This is a genomic window from Bradyrhizobium sp. LjRoot220 (genome assembly GCF_964252915.1).
Taxonomy (GTDB): Bacteria; Pseudomonadota; Alphaproteobacteria; order Rhizobiales; family Xanthobacteraceae; genus Bradyrhizobium.
Genome location: NZ_CAXUPS020000001.1, coordinates 1,646,668 through 1,659,572, shown reverse-complemented (window position 1 = coordinate 1,659,572; position 12,905 = coordinate 1,646,668). Strand labels below are relative to the sequence as shown.

Here is a 12,905-nt window from a genome sequence, read left to right as displayed (position 1 = left end):
AAGATTATCTCGCAAGTGATTCCGCGCGGGCCCTGCCCGTACGCGTTGGTCCGGTCGGCCATTAACCCACTTCGCCGTTAACCCAATCTCTTTACAAAGTGTAAACGAGCGCCTGACAGCCTCGGGGCAGGAGGATAATCTCATGCTCGTTTATCCCGTACCTGTTGAAGTGACGCAGGCCAGAATCCAGCTCCTTGTCGACCAGACCGCCAAGGCGCCACCCAAAACAATCAATGAAGATCTGAAGGCCGTCTACGACGCCAAGGCGCAGGCCCAGCAAGCCCAAATCGACCAGCACACCCAAGCCGAGCCAACCGCATTGGTCGACGTCAAGGTTTAGCCGAGCGGAAACGGAAGAAGCCGCTCGATTATGTGTGCGAGGTGACGCGTTCGAACGCCCGCGTTTCAACGCGGTCGTCGCAGCGGCAGGTGAGAGCAAGCCGCATCACGCGGCGCGTTTTGCGCGATCCTGCTGCGAAAAATATTCGAGGATCTGAATGCGGATTTCCTCGGCGATCGGGCCTTCGACCCGGCGCATGCGGTTCCAGAGCCGGATGATTTCGCGTTGTTTCTCGATGTCCATGAATCAACCTCCAGGGAATGACCGAACAGAACATACCAAGAACGATTTCGCAAGCCCCGCTGTGGCTAGCGTCGCGCGCCAAAAATCGGATGAACCAATCACGCGCGGCCGCGACTTATGGGATGAGTAGTCCCTCAGACACTCAACCCCATCAGAAAGCCCCGCTTCCCCCGAGCGGGGCTTTCGCTTGTGTGAACCAGCGATGGCGGTCGGCGGCGAAGGCGCCGGCCACTCAATGGAGGCCCCCCAGCCGCCATAGCCCAATGTTGAGGGCGCTGATGCCGCCGATGCCGGCCAGGACCGACAAGCCTGCGAACCAGACCCATTGCTTGCGTTCCTTGTAGGCAAGAAAGGCCGTACAGCCCGCGCAGAACATCGAGGGCAAGCTCGCAATCAAAATAACCTGGGCCAGCATTTCGAACTCCCGTGGTGAACTGCTGAATCCTACGGGGATTATGTTGGGGAAACTGTGCGGCTGGCCACGAACGTGGCGCACGATCCAGTTTCCCGAGTTCGTGGTCCACCGCGAAAGCGAAATCTAGATCGGCGCTACCATCGCGGAGAGCTTTTCGTATCGCGGTCTCACCCGCGCTCAACTCTCAAAGGAAGACGTTGGCTCCGCTTTGTTCTCGGAGAACGAACAGAGTCCGCAATTTTACGGTCACGCAAACGTAAATAATTGGACAACAAAAAAGGCCACGCGGGCGTTACGCCGCGTGGCCTTCACCGAGACTGTCCCCCTAGGCCCTCCAGAGATTCCGTCTCGCGGCGCATCATGTGCGGACAGGCTTCTCTGTCCAGCCCGTCGGCGAATTACCCACAGTTCCGACGCGCCGCCATACGGCTTTATGCTCGCCGCTGAAAGTGCTCAAGGGAGAGCCGCGCGCCGCGTCGCGATTTGCGGCTAAACACTCACACAATTGCGAACGCAAAGAACCGGGTTGGCGCCCATACGGCGCGCCTCCCCTCTGCCCCGTGGCGCATTTTGCTGCTATGGAAGCCTCGAACCAAAAACCAAGCCTCGCAAAGGGAGCCAAGAAACATGCGTTTTCTCCACACCATGCTGCGCGTCCGCAATCTCGATGCCGCGATGAAATTCTATCGTGATGCGCTTGGGTTGAAGGAAGTGCGCCGGATCGACAATGACAAGGGCCGCTTTACGCTGGTGTTCCTGTGCGCGCCCGAAGACGAAGGCGTGCTCAAGGCCCTGCCCGCCAGCCGGGGCGCGCCGCTGGTCGAACTCACCTACAATTGGGACGAGGAGAAGTACGGCGAAGACCGCTATTTCGGTCACCTCGCCTATGAGGTCGACGACATCTACGCCACCTGCGATCGTCTGATGAAGATGGGCATCACCATCAACCGCCCGCCGCGCGACGGCAACATGGCGTTCGTCCGCTCGCCGGATCTGCATTCGATCGAACTCCTGCAGAAGGGCGACCCGAAGCCGCCGGCCGAACCGTGGACCTCGATGCCGAACACAGGCCACTGGTAGGCGTTGTATAGATCCATCGTGCACGTCCGCCATCCCAGCTACCGGCTGGTGGCCAAAGCGGACGTGCCATTTCCCTCAGGCACCTCGCAAGGCGAATGGAAGCTGACGCGCCGCAGCGAGGCCGGCGACGTCAACGCCGAGGTGCGCGAAGCCGCCGATCGAGACGGCTATTCGCTGTTTCGAATCGGGCTGTCGCCGTCCGAGATTCCAAAATCATAACGCTGCCGACGGCGCGCAGTTTCTAGCGCATGAAGGAACAAGCCACCCGCTGCCACGTTCCTCCTTCGATTGATGGAGGATGCGAGGATGGGACGAGGCATTTTGTTGTGGCTATTGGGCGTGCCGATTCCGGTGATCATTCTGTTATGGTTGTTCTTCGGCCGTTGACTTCGGGGCACACGTGAAATCAGGCTCCCTCGACGCGACGGGTCCTGCTTTTTTGTTTGGTCCAGGCCAAGGGCGACCGCGCATTTTTGCTGATCTTCCGCTATGAGGCGGGTGCAAGAAGATCATCGCAGGAAAATCGCTGGAGCGAAAACACGTGGCTGACGACAAGCAACAACAACTTACCATCTGGGGCCGGGCCAATTCGGTCAATGTTCAAAAAGTGCTGTGGTGCCTGCGTGAGCTCGATCTTGGCTATGATCGCATCGACGCCGGCATGCAGTTCGGCAAGAACAATGAAGCGCCGTACCTCGCGATGAATCCCAACGGCCGCGTGCCGACACTGATCGACGGCGACTTCGTGCTGTGGGAATCCAATTCGGTGATGCGTTATCTTTGCCTTGCCTACGGCCAGAATTCACCGATCTATCCGCAAGGTCCGCAGGCGCGCGCGGCCGTCGACCGCTGGCTGGACTGGACGCTGTCGACCCTGCAACCGGTCGACCGGCCGGTGTTCTGGGCGCTGGTGCGCACACCGCCGGAAAAACGCGACATGGTCCAGGTCCAGAAGGACGCCGACGCCGCCGCGGTGCAATGGAGGATCGTCGACGCACAAGTGGCTGCGCGCCGCTACGTCGAAGGCGATCAGTTCACGGTCGCCGATATCGCGCTCGGCGCTTTTGCGCGGCGCTGGCTCGGCGTCGAAGGCGTCACCAAGCCGAAACTGCCGAACCTCGAGCGCTGGTTCGCACGGATCTCGGAGCGCCCCGGATTTGTCCAGTTCATCGCGCCGCCGATGACGTGAGGTTCAGCGCGATCCCGCCGATGTGCCGGCGCCGATACTGATGGCACCACCGATCTTCGCGCAGGTTCCGGTGCCCTCGACCTTGACGAACCCTGCCCCATACGCCGCGCATGAGTTATCTGATGTTGCTCCCTTGAGCGGAAGCAGCTTGCCCGAAGGCGCGGTTTTGCCGGATTTCCGATGGCCGGATGGTTCGGCGGCCAACGCCGCCACGCCCGTCAGCACCAGGACCGGGATCGCAAGGAGAGATTTTCGCATGCCGCCTTTTACCGTCCCGCGCCATCGGGCGCTAGCGGACGAACTTGATGCCGACCGACTTGCCGCGGCGCCAGACCACTTCGCAGTTTCGCCCGGTCCGGGCATCGCGCGAAAACGCCAGTTTCAATTTGGCCGGCAGCGTATTGGGATCATCGATCGTGATCTTGGCGCCCGTCGTCGACATGTCCTGCACCACGCATGGGCGTGCCGCGAAGCCGCCGTCCAGCGTGAGCCACCCGGATTGACGCAGCGATTTGCGCGACTCGCGCTTTTTGATGCCCAAGGCCATCTCAGAGTCCCCTGCACCAGCCCTACGCCATGCGGCTTTAAAAACCGTTGCAAACTAACTGAGGTTTCGGGCGATCCGCCAACCCTCCCGGCCACGCGCCAAATGCCCACAAAAAGGGGTTTTCGGGCGGCTTGCCCGCCCGGCCAAACGCCACTATACGTTCGCCCGTCGCTGCCCTGATCGGACTCGATCATTGGCGACCAACACGGGGGATCACGTGCATAAAGCACTGATTTTCCAGTTGTTTTGCTCCCTTCGTCTATCGGTTAGGACGCCACCCTTTCACGGTGGAGAGAGCGGTTCGATTCCGCTAGGGAGCGCCATCCGGTTTTTCGGCCATTGAAATCATTCGTCGCCCGTTAACGCCCTTCTGGAACGTCTGTTCTGGGGTGACGTGCGCCATGTCGGTTGGCTGCGGCGGCCAATGGCGAGGCCGAGGTCGTTGATTTCGGGTACGGCAATCACTCCGCATGGCCGCAGAAAATGGCGGGAGAACCAGGCCTCGAACCTGGAGCCTCTGGTTTTGGAGACCAGCGCTCGTCCACTTGAGCTTCACTCCCTGGATTGGTCCCGACCCACGATGCTGGCCGTGTTTGCTCCCCGTGTTTTCCTGCCCCACAAGCAAGCGTCCTGGCCGATAGACGAGGTCGGAAGGAAATGGTCGCTCGTAACGGTTTCGAACCGTCCCGTTCGCCGTTATGGGCAGCAAACCCTCCCGAGAGGCCGAGCGGTGGATTTGGTAAGCGCGGCTGGATTTGACCCAGCGGTGGCCGGAATCAAAATCCGGCGCCTTAGACCAACTTGGCGACGCGCCCATAATGGCGCTCCCTACGGGATTCGAACTCGTGATTTTCACCTTGAAAGGGTGTTATCTTAGACCGCTAGACGAAGGGAGCGATGGCAGTGATAAAGAAAGCGAAGAAGGCAAAAGGGGTAACCGCGAAAAAGTGGAAACCGAAAACGATAAAGAAACGACCGCTGACGCAACGGGAAATGTCGATCGCTGCACGGCTTGACGAGCTTGGTGTCACCCGTCAAGCCGCCGAGCAAATGCGCGAGATAACCTCGGAGATCGACCGGAAATTTGGAGGCGGACCCAAATTGAAACTGGCCAACAGGATCATCGCAGCTCGAAGCGCATTCGAAGATGGGATCCTCAACTCGAATAGTATCAAGGAGTGCGTCGCGGCAGCCAGAAAGGCGGCTGACCTGTGATTGGTGCGGGCTGCCGGACTCGAACCCGCAAAGGACGAAGTAGAGATTCGTTGACCATCCAGGTGGTCCACGAGCGCGCGAATGAGACGTCGAGCGACGCCGGAATTTTGCGAAGTGGATTCCCGGACAGGTGCTCCCCCCGCTCATAACCGTTTTGCAGACGATCGCGTTCATGTTTCGCCACTGGGAATCCTGGCAGCCTCTCGTGGATTCTAACCACGGACATCCCGGATCAGAACCGGGCGCTCTACCAACGGAGCTAAGAGGCCAAAACTGCGCAAAGCCAAGTGAAGCGCGAACACCCTGCTTGGTCCTTGAATCGGTCGATCGCGCACTCTCTCGGCGGCGATGATGTGTCCAGTCCGGCTGGATTCGAACCAGCGATCCCCTGCTTCCAAGGCAGGCAGGGACGACCAGGCTCCCCTACAGACTGTGGATTTTGGCCGACCTGGAGGGACTCGAACCCCCGCCCTCCGCGTTCGTAGCGCGGCGCTCTGAATCCAGCTGAGCTACAGGTCGCTGATGACAATCGGCCGACAACAAATTTTGGCTCCCGCCCACGGTTTCGAACCGCGCTGCCCCGGTTAACAGCCGGGTGCCCTCACCGAGATGGCTCGACGGGAATGCGATGGTGGAGAGTGCCGGTACCGCCCCGGCCGCTTCGATCTTGCAAGGATCAAATGCACCCTTGTGCACTCCCCGTGATGGTGTCCAGAGTCAGTGCCGCCCTGACCTCCTCGGCATTTCAAACCGATGCTTTCACTGGATTAGCTTTCTGGACCGCGAATTGCGCTAACGCGCGCAGTTTCACAAGATGGCGCGGACCAGCGGAATCGAACCGCTATCAATGCGCGGGCAGCGCATGGCACTCCCAATATACCAGGTCCGCGAGTTTAGACGGCGATTGCCGACGATGGTGGGTAACCGCGGAATTGAACCGCGCATGCGCAAAGGCGCAGGCTTTACAGGCCCGCTCAGTCACCAGACTTGGCGTTACCCCAGATGCCTTGAAAGCCGCCGGCCGAGGCCGGCGGCTTATTTGTCGAGTTCGACATCCCAGTACAGGAAGTCACGCCAGGTCTCGTGCAGGCAGTTTGGCGGGAAGTGCCGCTGCGCAGCCATCAGCTGATGCACCGTGGGCTCGAACGGCTTCCGGCGAGGCTTCACCAGCCGCGTGTCCTTGCGCATATTGCAGGGACTGCATGCCGTTGCGATGTTCTCCCATGACGTCACGCCCCCGGCGGCGCGCGGCAGGACGTGGTCAAAGGTGAGATCGTTCGGGCGGTGCTGGACCGCGCAATACTGGCACACGAAGTGATCGCGCAGGAAGACGTTGAACCGCGTGAAGGCGACCCGGTTCGGCGGCCGCACATATTCTCGCAGCGCAATCACCGACGGCAGCTTCATCTCGATCGACGGACTGCACGCGACCTCGTCATATTCAGCGACGACGACGTGCGATCCCTTGACGATCGCCTTGATGGCGTCTTCCCAGCCGAACAGGCTGAGCGGAAAACAACTGAGCGGCTGGAAATCCGCGTTGAGCACCAGCGCGGGGCAGTTCTGAAACATGACGACCTCCTCGCGTTGATGCTGACGATGCTGTTGATGCTAACGGCGGAATTCGTTCAATGTGAATTCGCGGTGGCGCCCCTGACGAGAATCGAACTCGCCGCAACTCGATCGACAGTCGAGCCCCGTCAGCAGCTGGGTCCAGGAGCAGTTTGAAGCGCAATTGCATTCTGCAAAGTGGTGCGGCCGCCGAGACTCGAACTCGGATGCACAGGGCGCGCGCCCCTCAAGTTGATCGTCCGTGACTGACCCACGCGGAGTCACTCGAAATGGAGGACCAGGTCGGACTCGAACCGACGGTGACTTGCGTCGACGGATTAAGAATCCGCTCCCTTGGCCGCTGGGGGCACTGGTCCGTGATTGGAGGATCCGGGTGGTTTCGAACCACTTGCGCACGGGTTAAAAGGCCGCTCCATCTCCAGTCAGGTTTAACGCTCCGGATCCATCGTCTCGATGGTTAGCTGCGGTAAGCCGCGCCGGTTTAGTTGGGATCGTGAAAGCGACGGTCATGTCGACCTCCTTCGGTTGGTACTCCAGTCAGGAATCGAACCTGCATCAACCGCTTATCGAGCGGTCGCACTGCCATTGTGCTACAAGAGCGTGAATTGGTGCGCTTTCGCGGAATCGAACCGCGGACAACCGCCATGTCGCGGCGGGACTCTGCCTCTGAGCTAAAAGCGCAGGATTGGTACCCCCGGCTCGGATCGAACGAGCGCATGTCGGTGCGTAAAACCGATGCCTTACCGCTTGGCTACGGGAGCGGGATGGTGCGAGCGGAGGGAATTGAACCCCCACGGGCAAGCCCGTCGCAGTCTGAGTGCGGTGCGTCTACCAGTTTCGCCACGCTCGCGTTAGGTATTGAAGATCACACTCGACGGTTGGTGCTGACGGAGGCTTCGGTTTACAAAACCGCTACTCACCACTGAGCTACGCCAGCGCTATAAATCTACAAACGGCCGAGACAACCCGGCCAATAGAAATTCCTGCGCTGCCTGAAACCACCGTTTGCCGCCCCACCAAAGGGGACCAGTACCGGATCAGCGGGCCATCTTATGTCCTTGCAGGGACGGCCATCCTGAATTCGAAATCGCTTCACGTAGTCAAGCGTCCTCACGACGCCGGCAATTGTCCGCCGGCTGCGCCCGGTTGATGTAATCGAGATAAACCTGCTCGGCCTGAGCCTCGGAGAGGCCGCGGCGCTGCGTCACGATGCGCACGAAGGCATGCGCCACCGGCGAGGATAAAATCCTCTGGCGGTCACGGTTCTCGAGTCTGGTGGTGCTGTCGCGGGTCATCTTCGCTCTCTGCCTTGAGGCAGAGGGTGGATTCCCGCTGCCGGTTTACGCTCTTGCTATCCTGGTCGTTCCGAGATTACCGGATGCCAGATAGTTCGGACCTTGCTTCGCCACGCCCATGCGCGCCCAATCGCACGGCCGAATAAACGGCAGCGCGGCGGCGGCTTTCGCGACGATATGTGAGCGTAGGCTCAACATGGCTTCAGTCCTTACGAGCGCCGGCGAATTCCGGCGAAGGGCCGTTGGTATGCGCAGGAGATTTAAAATTCGTCAAGAGATCGGAACAAACAATTTTCTGAACGACATCTCGCTTGCTGGAGCATTCCGCCGCGTCGGTGCGGGACAACCGCCTCAACATGTTAGAGATTTGACTCGTTCGCGCCGGTTCGCTCTGCTGCCGCACGTGATTGAAAAAAGTTCATCAACCGGTATGCTTTCCGCCCGCGATTGCTCGAGCGTGAACAAAATCATGGCGCAGCCCTCTTCCGCCGAACGCGACTTGCTGTTCCAAGGCTTCGCACGCGCCCTGTTCAAGGGCGACATCGACGCGCTCTATTCCGTGGTGACGCCTGATTTTCTCTGGACCTTCCACGACGGCATCGCGGTGACAAAATCCCTCGCCGCCCCCGCTGCCATTGCCGCCCACCTCACCGAACAAAAGGCGCTGTTCTCGGCGCAGCGCTTCCATGACGTGACCTATCATCATTCAGGCGATCTGACCTTCATGACGTTCCGGGTCAGCGAGACCGTGCACGCCACCGGCGAGACGCGCGAACAGCGCGGCGTCGAATGCTATACGTTCAGGGATGGAAAGCTCGCGACCAAGGATGTCTATCGCAAACCGATCGCGCCCTGATCCGCAATCACAGGAAATCGCCTTTCATGCCTGACCAACTCTCCCGTTTCGATGGCGCCCGCGTCCTCGCCGACCTCTATGCGCTGCGCGCCATCGGCGCCTACAAGACCGGCGTCCACAGGCCGACCTTTTCCGAACCGCACATGCGCTCGCTGGAGTGGCTGGTGCAACGGCTTCCCGAGGCGGGATTGGCGGCCGAGATCGACGGCATCGGTAACGTGCTCGGCACCAGCGCGAAACCGGGCCCAAAACTGTTGGCGGGCTCGCATCTCGAAAGCCAGAACTACGCTGGCTGGCTCGACGGCCCGCTCGGCGTCGTCTATGCGCTGGAAGCCGCCCGCGTCATCAATCCGGATCCGAACGTCAAAGGCGCCGTCGAGGTCGCATCCTGGTGCGACGAGGAAGGCCATTTCGGCAACTTCCTTGGCAGCCGCTCCTATGTCGGTGCTCTGACCGAGGCTGACGTCGACGCCGCGCGCGACCGCAACAGCGATCGCACCATGCGCGAGGCCTTGCGCGAGGTCGGCCTCGCCGGCCGCCCGCGTGCCACCGCCGAGCGCGGGCGCCACATCGGATATCTCGAGGCCCACATTGAACAGGGCCAGACCCTCGAGAGCGGCGCGCTCAGCATTGGCATCGTCACCTCCATCGTCGGCATCTGGCAATACCGAATCACCTTCACCGGAGAGCAAAACCATGCCGGCACGACGCGGATGGAGGTTCGCAAGGACGCCGGCCTCGCGCTGGCGAAATTCTGCGTCGACATCGACGGGCGATTTCCGAAAGCCGGCGGGCAGCGCACGGTATGGACGACCGGCTCGATCAGGCTCGATCCGGGTGCCCCGAGCATCATCCCGGGAGCCGCGGAAATGCTGTTCCAGATTCGCGACGACGACCCCGCTGTGATCGATCGCCTGGAGGATTTGCTGCGAAGCATGGCCGCCGACGTCAGCGCCCGGGGCCCTTGCACGGTTGCGGTGGAGCGCATTCGCACCGGCGCGCCGGCGATGATGGACGCCTCGTTCCAACAGGCGATCGAAGATGCGAGCAAGGAGTTTGCCGGTGCCAGGTCGATCCGCATGCCGAGCGCCGCCGGTCACGACGCCCAATTTCTCTCCACCATCATGCCCGCAGGCATGCTGTTCGTGCCCTCGATCGGCGGCATCAGCCATCACTGGACCGAGAACACGGCGGATGCTGACATCGTCACCGGCGCCGAGGTCTTCGTCGACGCCTGCCGGCGCTTGCTGGCGGGATAAGCGCGCTGACGTTCATTGCGCCTTGCAGGTCGAAATGGCCCAGCTGCGCGCCAGCGGTTCGCGACCGACATCTGCCCGGACACAAAAAAGCCCCGGACGATGCCGGAGCTTTTAATGGGCTCGGGAAAACCTCAGTCCTTGAAGCCTCAGTGACTGGAAGCTCAGTACCTGGCGACGACCGGGCCACCAAAGCGATAGTTGATGCGAGCGGTCACGATATCGACGTCCTGGCTGATGCGAGTATCGAACACGGCGGGCACGCCGGCGGGTGTCGTGAAGGTTAGAGTGCGATCGCCCATGAACAGGTGATCGTATTCGACGCCGACCGACCAGTTCGGGGCGAAGCCGTATTCGAGGCCAACGCCGACGACGCCGCCCCAACGGGTTTCCTTGGCCGAGTCGAAAATCACGTTGGTTCCCGTGAAGCGGTGCTCATAGCGATCTTCGGTGACCGCAGCGCCGCCCTTCACATAGAGCAAAGCGTTGTTCCAGGCGTAACCGATCTGACCCGTGAACAGGCCAAAGGCTCGGACGTTGGAGTGACTAACCGCATCGCCCGGAACCAGGATGAACTGCTGGCTTACGCGCGAACCGGTCAGATCGGCCCAGTTGCCCTGTGCTTCGAGGCCGAATACCCATGTAGCCGCCTGCCAGCGATAACCGATCTGGCCACCGGCAACGGCGCCGCTTGCGTCATGGCAACCTTCGGGGCCGATGAGCGCGCCGCCGATGGGGTCCACGATATCCCAGCACTTGTGGCTCCAACCGCCGCCGGCGTTGGCACCAATGTAAAATCCGGTCCAGTCGTACACAGCGGCGATCGGCGGCGGCGGCGCCTTGGTGTAGGGACGAGCGGCAAGATCGGCAGCAGACGCAGTACCGGTCATCGCAACCACCGCCAGCATTCCGAGTGCAAATTTGTTCATGTTGGTTCCCCTTTAAGCTCAAAATTGCAGCTTCCCTTGTAGAGGAAATGGGCACGAAATCCTGTGGCGCGGCGGTCACAGTGATCGCGAAAAAATCAAACCGGCGGGTTGCAAACAACACCGTCGTGGGCTGGCCGAGAGACCCGCCGACCCATTTGCAGGCCGACGCCGCCTTGGCGACAACAAGTCGCGTTTGACTTTCTTGCAAACTGCTGAATTTACGGCCATTTCTGAGGCGCGCGAGGCGAAGTTCCCTGAATGTTGCTGCTTCAATCTCTCCCCACCGTCATCGGCGTGGCCGCGATCGCGCCCGCGTTGCTTTTGCTGTGGCTGGTCATCGCCGCTGACGAGCGCCCCGGCCCGCCCGCACAGGTGTGGATCGCGTTCGTGCTTGGGGCGGCCAGTATTTCGCTTTTGGGAATCGCACGTGCACCGTTTGCCGCGATTCTCGCCGTCCCCGGAAATCCCTGGATGACCCAGGGGCTCCGCTCGGTGTTCGGCGTCGCCGCGCCGGAGGAGATCGTCAAGGTGCTCGTGATCTTCGCGGTGTCGTGGAAGCGCCGCACCTATGCCGATCCGATGGACACCGTCGTCTACGGCGCGGCCGCGGGCCTCGGATTCGCGGCCTACGAAAATCTCGCTTACCTGGTGCAGCATGCCGACATGTGGCGATCGCTGGCGGCGTTGCGCAGCGTCCTCACCGTGCCGTTCCACGGCGCACTTGGCATCATCGCTGGCGCGTACATTGCGATCGCGCGTGCCGGCACGGCGCTCGGTGCCAACAGGCACAATCGCGACCTCGCCCGCATCTCGAGCTGGATGCTGGCCTTGTTTGCACCGGTCGCATTGCATGCGGCGTTCGATTTTCCGCTGCTGACGCTGCAGAAACATCCTGATCTCGGCCCCACCACGCGGATGTTGCTTGGAACGGCAAGCCTGGTGATCGGCTTCAGTTCGATCGGATTTGCCGCCCGGCTGGTGCGGCGCGTCGGTCGCCACCACGCGCCGCGCACCGAGGTTGCGCGCGAACGGCTGAGCCAGTTGCGGCGGATGTGGGCGTTGCTGGTCGTGGGCGGCGGCGCCGGTTTTGCAGGCGTGTCGTTCCTGCTGACCTCGCTGCATCACTGGTTCATCAACCCGGAACGCAACGCGTCGCTGGTGCTGATTCCGATCGGCTTTACGTCGATCCTGATCGGCCTCGCATTATTGGTCGCGACCACAGCTGTCTACGTTTTAGGCCGCAACCGAATGCGCACCACGTCTGAAGGCTTTTCGTCGGCACCCGAAGCAGGTTAGCACAGCGCGAAGGCGTTTCCACCTGGATCGAAAATGCTCTAGTCTCGGCCCGCGCGTAGCGGGAGAGCTGTGATGACCCTTCCCCAGGATATGCTTCCCAAAGACATCGGCAAATTGCAGTCCGAAATGAGCGCCGCCGTAAAGACGCACTGGAAGGCCTTCCTGATCGAAGGCATTCTGCTGGCGGTGCTCGGCCTCGCCGCGATGATTGTGCCGCCGCTGGCAAGTCTGGCGGTGACCATTTTCCTCGGCTGGATGTTCCTGATTTGCGGTATAGCCGGACTGGTCATCACCTACTGGGCGCGGCAGATGCCGGGCTTCTGGTGGTCGCTGTTTTCGGCGGCGCTGGCCGTGCTTGCCGGCCTCGTGCTGCTGGCGCGACCGATGCAGGGCGTGCTGACCCTGACCATTGTTGTCGGCGCCTATTTTCTGATCGAAGGCGTCACCACCATCATGTATGCACTGGAGCACCGCCGCAAGTTGTCCGCGCGGTGGTCCTGGCTGCTGGTTTCCGGACTGCTCGACATCCTGATCTCGTTCCTGATCATCGCGGGCCTTCCGGGTTCAGCGGAATGGGCGATCGGTCTCCTGGTCGGGATCAATCTGGTGCTTGGCGGCGCATCCCTGGTCGGCATGGCGCTCGCCGCACGCAAGGGCTGAGGCGAGACGCGA

16 protein-coding genes and 16 tRNA genes are annotated in these 12,905 nt (G+C 61.2%); 10 read left to right on the top strand and 22 right to left on the bottom strand.

The window, feature by feature from the left end:
* The first annotated feature begins 142 nt into the window (after positions 1–142).
* Positions 143–340, top strand: a complete 198-nt coding sequence (locus ACSQ84_RS07415; RefSeq protein WP_436210950.1) for a hypothetical protein — start codon at positions 143–145, stop codon at positions 338–340.
* 105 nt (positions 341–445) lie between these two features.
* Here ACSQ84_RS07415 and ACSQ84_RS07410 read toward each other — a convergent pair whose 3' ends face one another.
* Both ACSQ84_RS07410 and ACSQ84_RS07405 read right to left on the bottom strand, forming a co-directional pair.
* Entirely contained in the window at positions 446–583 is a 138-nt protein-coding gene (locus ACSQ84_RS07410; RefSeq protein ID WP_436210949.1) for a hypothetical protein, read from the bottom strand.
* A gap of 232 nt (positions 584–815) precedes the next feature.
* On the bottom strand, positions 816–998 hold the full coding sequence (locus ACSQ84_RS07405) for a hypothetical protein (RefSeq protein ID WP_436210948.1): 183 nt from the start codon (positions 996–998) through the stop codon (positions 816–818).
* A 627-nt stretch (positions 999–1,625) separates the two neighbouring features.
* On the opposite strand from ACSQ84_RS07405, the gene ACSQ84_RS07400 reads away from it, so the two are divergent.
* From ACSQ84_RS07400 to ACSQ84_RS07390, 3 genes are all read left to right on the top strand, one after another.
* Positions 1,626–2,078 carry a VOC family protein gene (locus ACSQ84_RS07400; protein WP_436210947.1) on the top strand — a complete coding sequence of 151 codons (453 nt, stop codon included), beginning with the start codon at positions 1,626–1,628 and terminating at the stop codon, positions 2,076–2,078.
* A gap of 18 nt (positions 2,079–2,096) precedes the next feature.
* Positions 2,097–2,297: a hypothetical protein gene (locus ACSQ84_RS07395; protein WP_436210946.1), complete on the top strand. Its 201-nt coding sequence runs from the start codon at positions 2,097–2,099 to the stop codon at positions 2,295–2,297.
* A gap of 322 nt (positions 2,298–2,619) precedes the next feature.
* A complete protein-coding gene (locus ACSQ84_RS07390) occupies positions 2,620–3,267 on the top strand; it encodes a glutathione S-transferase family protein (protein WP_436210945.1) in 648 nt (215 codons plus the stop codon).
* 3 nt (positions 3,268–3,270) lie between these two features.
* Here the strand turns inward: ACSQ84_RS07390 and ACSQ84_RS07385 are convergent, their stop codons facing one another.
* Both ACSQ84_RS07385 and ACSQ84_RS07380 read right to left on the bottom strand, forming a co-directional pair.
* On the bottom strand, positions 3,271–3,525 hold the full coding sequence (locus tag ACSQ84_RS07385; protein ID WP_436210944.1) for a hypothetical protein: 255 nt from the start codon (positions 3,523–3,525) through the stop codon (positions 3,271–3,273).
* 31 nt (positions 3,526–3,556) lie between these two features.
* A complete protein-coding gene (locus ACSQ84_RS07380; RefSeq protein WP_436210943.1) occupies positions 3,557–3,814 on the bottom strand; it encodes a PilZ domain-containing protein in 258 nt (85 codons plus the stop codon).
* A gap of 248 nt (positions 3,815–4,062) precedes the next feature.
* On the opposite strand from ACSQ84_RS07380, the gene ACSQ84_RS07375 reads away from it, so the two are divergent.
* A tRNA-Glu gene (locus ACSQ84_RS07375) sits at positions 4,063–4,137 on the top strand.
* Positions 4,138–4,298: 161 nt separating this feature from the next.
* On the opposite strand, the gene ACSQ84_RS07370 is transcribed toward ACSQ84_RS07375, so the two are convergent.
* The 3 genes from ACSQ84_RS07370 to ACSQ84_RS07360 form a co-directional block, all read right to left on the bottom strand.
* Positions 4,299–4,374, bottom strand: a tRNA-Trp gene (locus ACSQ84_RS07370).
* A 177-nt stretch (positions 4,375–4,551) separates the two neighbouring features.
* Positions 4,552–4,629, bottom strand: a tRNA-Gln gene (locus tag ACSQ84_RS07365).
* A 4-nt stretch (positions 4,630–4,633) separates the two neighbouring features.
* A tRNA-Glu gene (locus tag ACSQ84_RS07360) sits at positions 4,634–4,710 on the bottom strand.
* A 1-nt stretch (position 4,711) separates the two neighbouring features.
* On the opposite strand from ACSQ84_RS07360, the gene ACSQ84_RS07355 reads away from it, so the two are divergent.
* Entirely contained in the window at positions 4,712–5,029 is a 318-nt protein-coding gene (locus ACSQ84_RS07355; RefSeq protein ID WP_436210942.1) for a hypothetical protein, read from the top strand.
* A 193-nt stretch (positions 5,030–5,222) separates the two neighbouring features.
* On the opposite strand, the gene ACSQ84_RS07350 is transcribed toward ACSQ84_RS07355, so the two are convergent.
* From ACSQ84_RS07350 to ACSQ84_RS07285, 14 genes are all read right to left on the bottom strand, one after another.
* A tRNA-Gln gene (locus ACSQ84_RS07350) sits at positions 5,223–5,298 on the bottom strand.
* 88 nt (positions 5,299–5,386) lie between these two features.
* Positions 5,387–5,462: transfer RNA gene (locus tag ACSQ84_RS07345), tRNA-Pro, on the bottom strand.
* A gap of 7 nt (positions 5,463–5,469) precedes the next feature.
* Positions 5,470–5,548: transfer RNA gene (locus ACSQ84_RS07340), tRNA-Arg, on the bottom strand.
* A gap of 28 nt (positions 5,549–5,576) precedes the next feature.
* Positions 5,577–5,652, bottom strand: a tRNA-Asn gene (locus ACSQ84_RS07335).
* A 192-nt stretch (positions 5,653–5,844) separates the two neighbouring features.
* Positions 5,845–5,918: transfer RNA gene (locus ACSQ84_RS07330), tRNA-Gly, on the bottom strand.
* Between the two features lie 25 nt (positions 5,919–5,943).
* Positions 5,944–6,028, bottom strand: a tRNA-Tyr gene (locus tag ACSQ84_RS07325).
* Positions 6,029–6,064: 36 nt separating this feature from the next.
* Positions 6,065–6,601, bottom strand: a complete 537-nt coding sequence (locus ACSQ84_RS07320; protein WP_436210941.1) for an HNH endonuclease — start codon at positions 6,599–6,601, stop codon at positions 6,065–6,067.
* Positions 6,602–6,674: 73 nt separating this feature from the next.
* Positions 6,675–6,750 (bottom strand) — tRNA-Asp (locus ACSQ84_RS07315).
* 121 nt (positions 6,751–6,871) lie between these two features.
* Positions 6,872–6,957, bottom strand: a tRNA-Lys gene (locus tag ACSQ84_RS07310).
* Positions 6,958–7,127: 170 nt separating this feature from the next.
* A tRNA-Ile gene (locus tag ACSQ84_RS07305) sits at positions 7,128–7,201 on the bottom strand.
* 6 nt (positions 7,202–7,207) lie between these two features.
* Positions 7,208–7,282: transfer RNA gene (locus ACSQ84_RS07300), tRNA-Val, on the bottom strand.
* Positions 7,283–7,287: 5 nt separating this feature from the next.
* Positions 7,288–7,362 (bottom strand) — tRNA-Val (locus tag ACSQ84_RS07295).
* A gap of 4 nt (positions 7,363–7,366) precedes the next feature.
* A tRNA-Leu gene (locus ACSQ84_RS07290) sits at positions 7,367–7,451 on the bottom strand.
* Positions 7,452–7,701: 250 nt separating this feature from the next.
* A complete protein-coding gene (locus tag ACSQ84_RS07285) occupies positions 7,702–7,896 on the bottom strand; it encodes a hypothetical protein (protein ID WP_436210940.1) in 195 nt (64 codons plus the stop codon).
* Between the two features lie 118 nt (positions 7,897–8,014).
* Between ACSQ84_RS07285 and ACSQ84_RS07280 the strand changes: the two genes are divergently transcribed.
* Together ACSQ84_RS07280 and ACSQ84_RS07275 are read left to right on the top strand one after the other, a co-directional pair.
* On the top strand, positions 8,015–8,752 hold the full coding sequence (locus ACSQ84_RS07280) for a nuclear transport factor 2 family protein (RefSeq protein WP_436210939.1): 738 nt from the start codon (positions 8,015–8,017) through the stop codon (positions 8,750–8,752).
* Positions 8,753–8,778: 26 nt separating this feature from the next.
* Positions 8,779–10,011 (top strand): Zn-dependent hydrolase, encoded by a 1,233-nt coding sequence (locus tag ACSQ84_RS07275; RefSeq protein ID WP_436210938.1) that lies wholly within the window; start codon positions 8,779–8,781, stop codon positions 10,009–10,011.
* Positions 10,012–10,172: 161 nt separating this feature from the next.
* Here ACSQ84_RS07275 and ACSQ84_RS07270 read toward each other — a convergent pair whose 3' ends face one another.
* Positions 10,173–10,937 carry an outer membrane protein gene (locus tag ACSQ84_RS07270; protein ID WP_436210937.1) on the bottom strand — a complete coding sequence of 255 codons (765 nt, stop codon included), beginning with the start codon at positions 10,935–10,937 and terminating at the stop codon, positions 10,173–10,175.
* Positions 10,938–11,195: 258 nt separating this feature from the next.
* Between ACSQ84_RS07270 and ACSQ84_RS07265 the strand changes: the two genes are divergently transcribed.
* Together ACSQ84_RS07265 and ACSQ84_RS07260 are read left to right on the top strand one after the other, a co-directional pair.
* Positions 11,196–12,233, top strand: a complete 1,038-nt coding sequence (locus ACSQ84_RS07265) for a PrsW family glutamic-type intramembrane protease (protein WP_436210936.1) — start codon at positions 11,196–11,198, stop codon at positions 12,231–12,233.
* 72 nt (positions 12,234–12,305) lie between these two features.
* Positions 12,306–12,893, top strand: coding sequence for an HdeD family acid-resistance protein (locus ACSQ84_RS07260; protein WP_436210935.1), 588 nt, complete (start codon positions 12,306–12,308; stop codon positions 12,891–12,893).
* Positions 12,894–12,905 lie beyond the last annotated feature (12 nt).

Bases quoted from the DNA above. Each gene is read 5' to 3' on its own strand.
- ACSQ84_RS07415 (WP_436210950.1), top strand. From the start codon at position 143: ATGCTCGTTTATCCCGTACCTGTTGAAGTGACGCAGGCCAGAATCCAG.
- ACSQ84_RS07410 (WP_436210949.1), bottom strand. From the start codon at position 583: ATGGACATCGAGAAACAACGCGAAATCATCCGGCTCTGGAACCGCATG.
- ACSQ84_RS07405 (WP_436210948.1), bottom strand. From the start codon at position 998: ATGCTGGCCCAGGTTATTTTGATTGCGAGCTTGCCCTCGATGTTCTGC.
- ACSQ84_RS07400 (WP_436210947.1), top strand. From the start codon at position 1,626: ATGCGTTTTCTCCACACCATGCTGCGCGTCCGCAATCTCGATGCCGCG.
- ACSQ84_RS07385 (WP_436210944.1), bottom strand. From the start codon at position 3,525: ATGCGAAAATCTCTCCTTGCGATCCCGGTCCTGGTGCTGACGGGCGTG.
- ACSQ84_RS07380 (WP_436210943.1), bottom strand. From the start codon at position 3,814: ATGGCCTTGGGCATCAAAAAGCGCGAGTCGCGCAAATCGCTGCGTCAA.
- ACSQ84_RS07355 (WP_436210942.1), top strand. From the start codon at position 4,712: ATGGCAGTGATAAAGAAAGCGAAGAAGGCAAAAGGGGTAACCGCGAAA.
- ACSQ84_RS07320 (WP_436210941.1), bottom strand. From the start codon at position 6,601: ATGTTTCAGAACTGCCCCGCGCTGGTGCTCAACGCGGATTTCCAGCCG.
- ACSQ84_RS07285 (WP_436210940.1), bottom strand. From the start codon at position 7,896: ATGACCCGCGACAGCACCACCAGACTCGAGAACCGTGACCGCCAGAGG.
- ACSQ84_RS07280 (WP_436210939.1), top strand. From the start codon at position 8,015: ATGCGCGCCCAATCGCACGGCCGAATAAACGGCAGCGCGGCGGCGGCT.
- ACSQ84_RS07275 (WP_436210938.1), top strand. From the start codon at position 8,779: ATGCCTGACCAACTCTCCCGTTTCGATGGCGCCCGCGTCCTCGCCGAC.
- ACSQ84_RS07270 (WP_436210937.1), bottom strand. From the start codon at position 10,937: ATGAACAAATTTGCACTCGGAATGCTGGCGGTGGTTGCGATGACCGGT.
- ACSQ84_RS07265 (WP_436210936.1), top strand. From the start codon at position 11,196: ATGTTGCTGCTTCAATCTCTCCCCACCGTCATCGGCGTGGCCGCGATC.
- ACSQ84_RS07260 (WP_436210935.1), top strand. From the start codon at position 12,306: ATGACCCTTCCCCAGGATATGCTTCCCAAAGACATCGGCAAATTGCAG.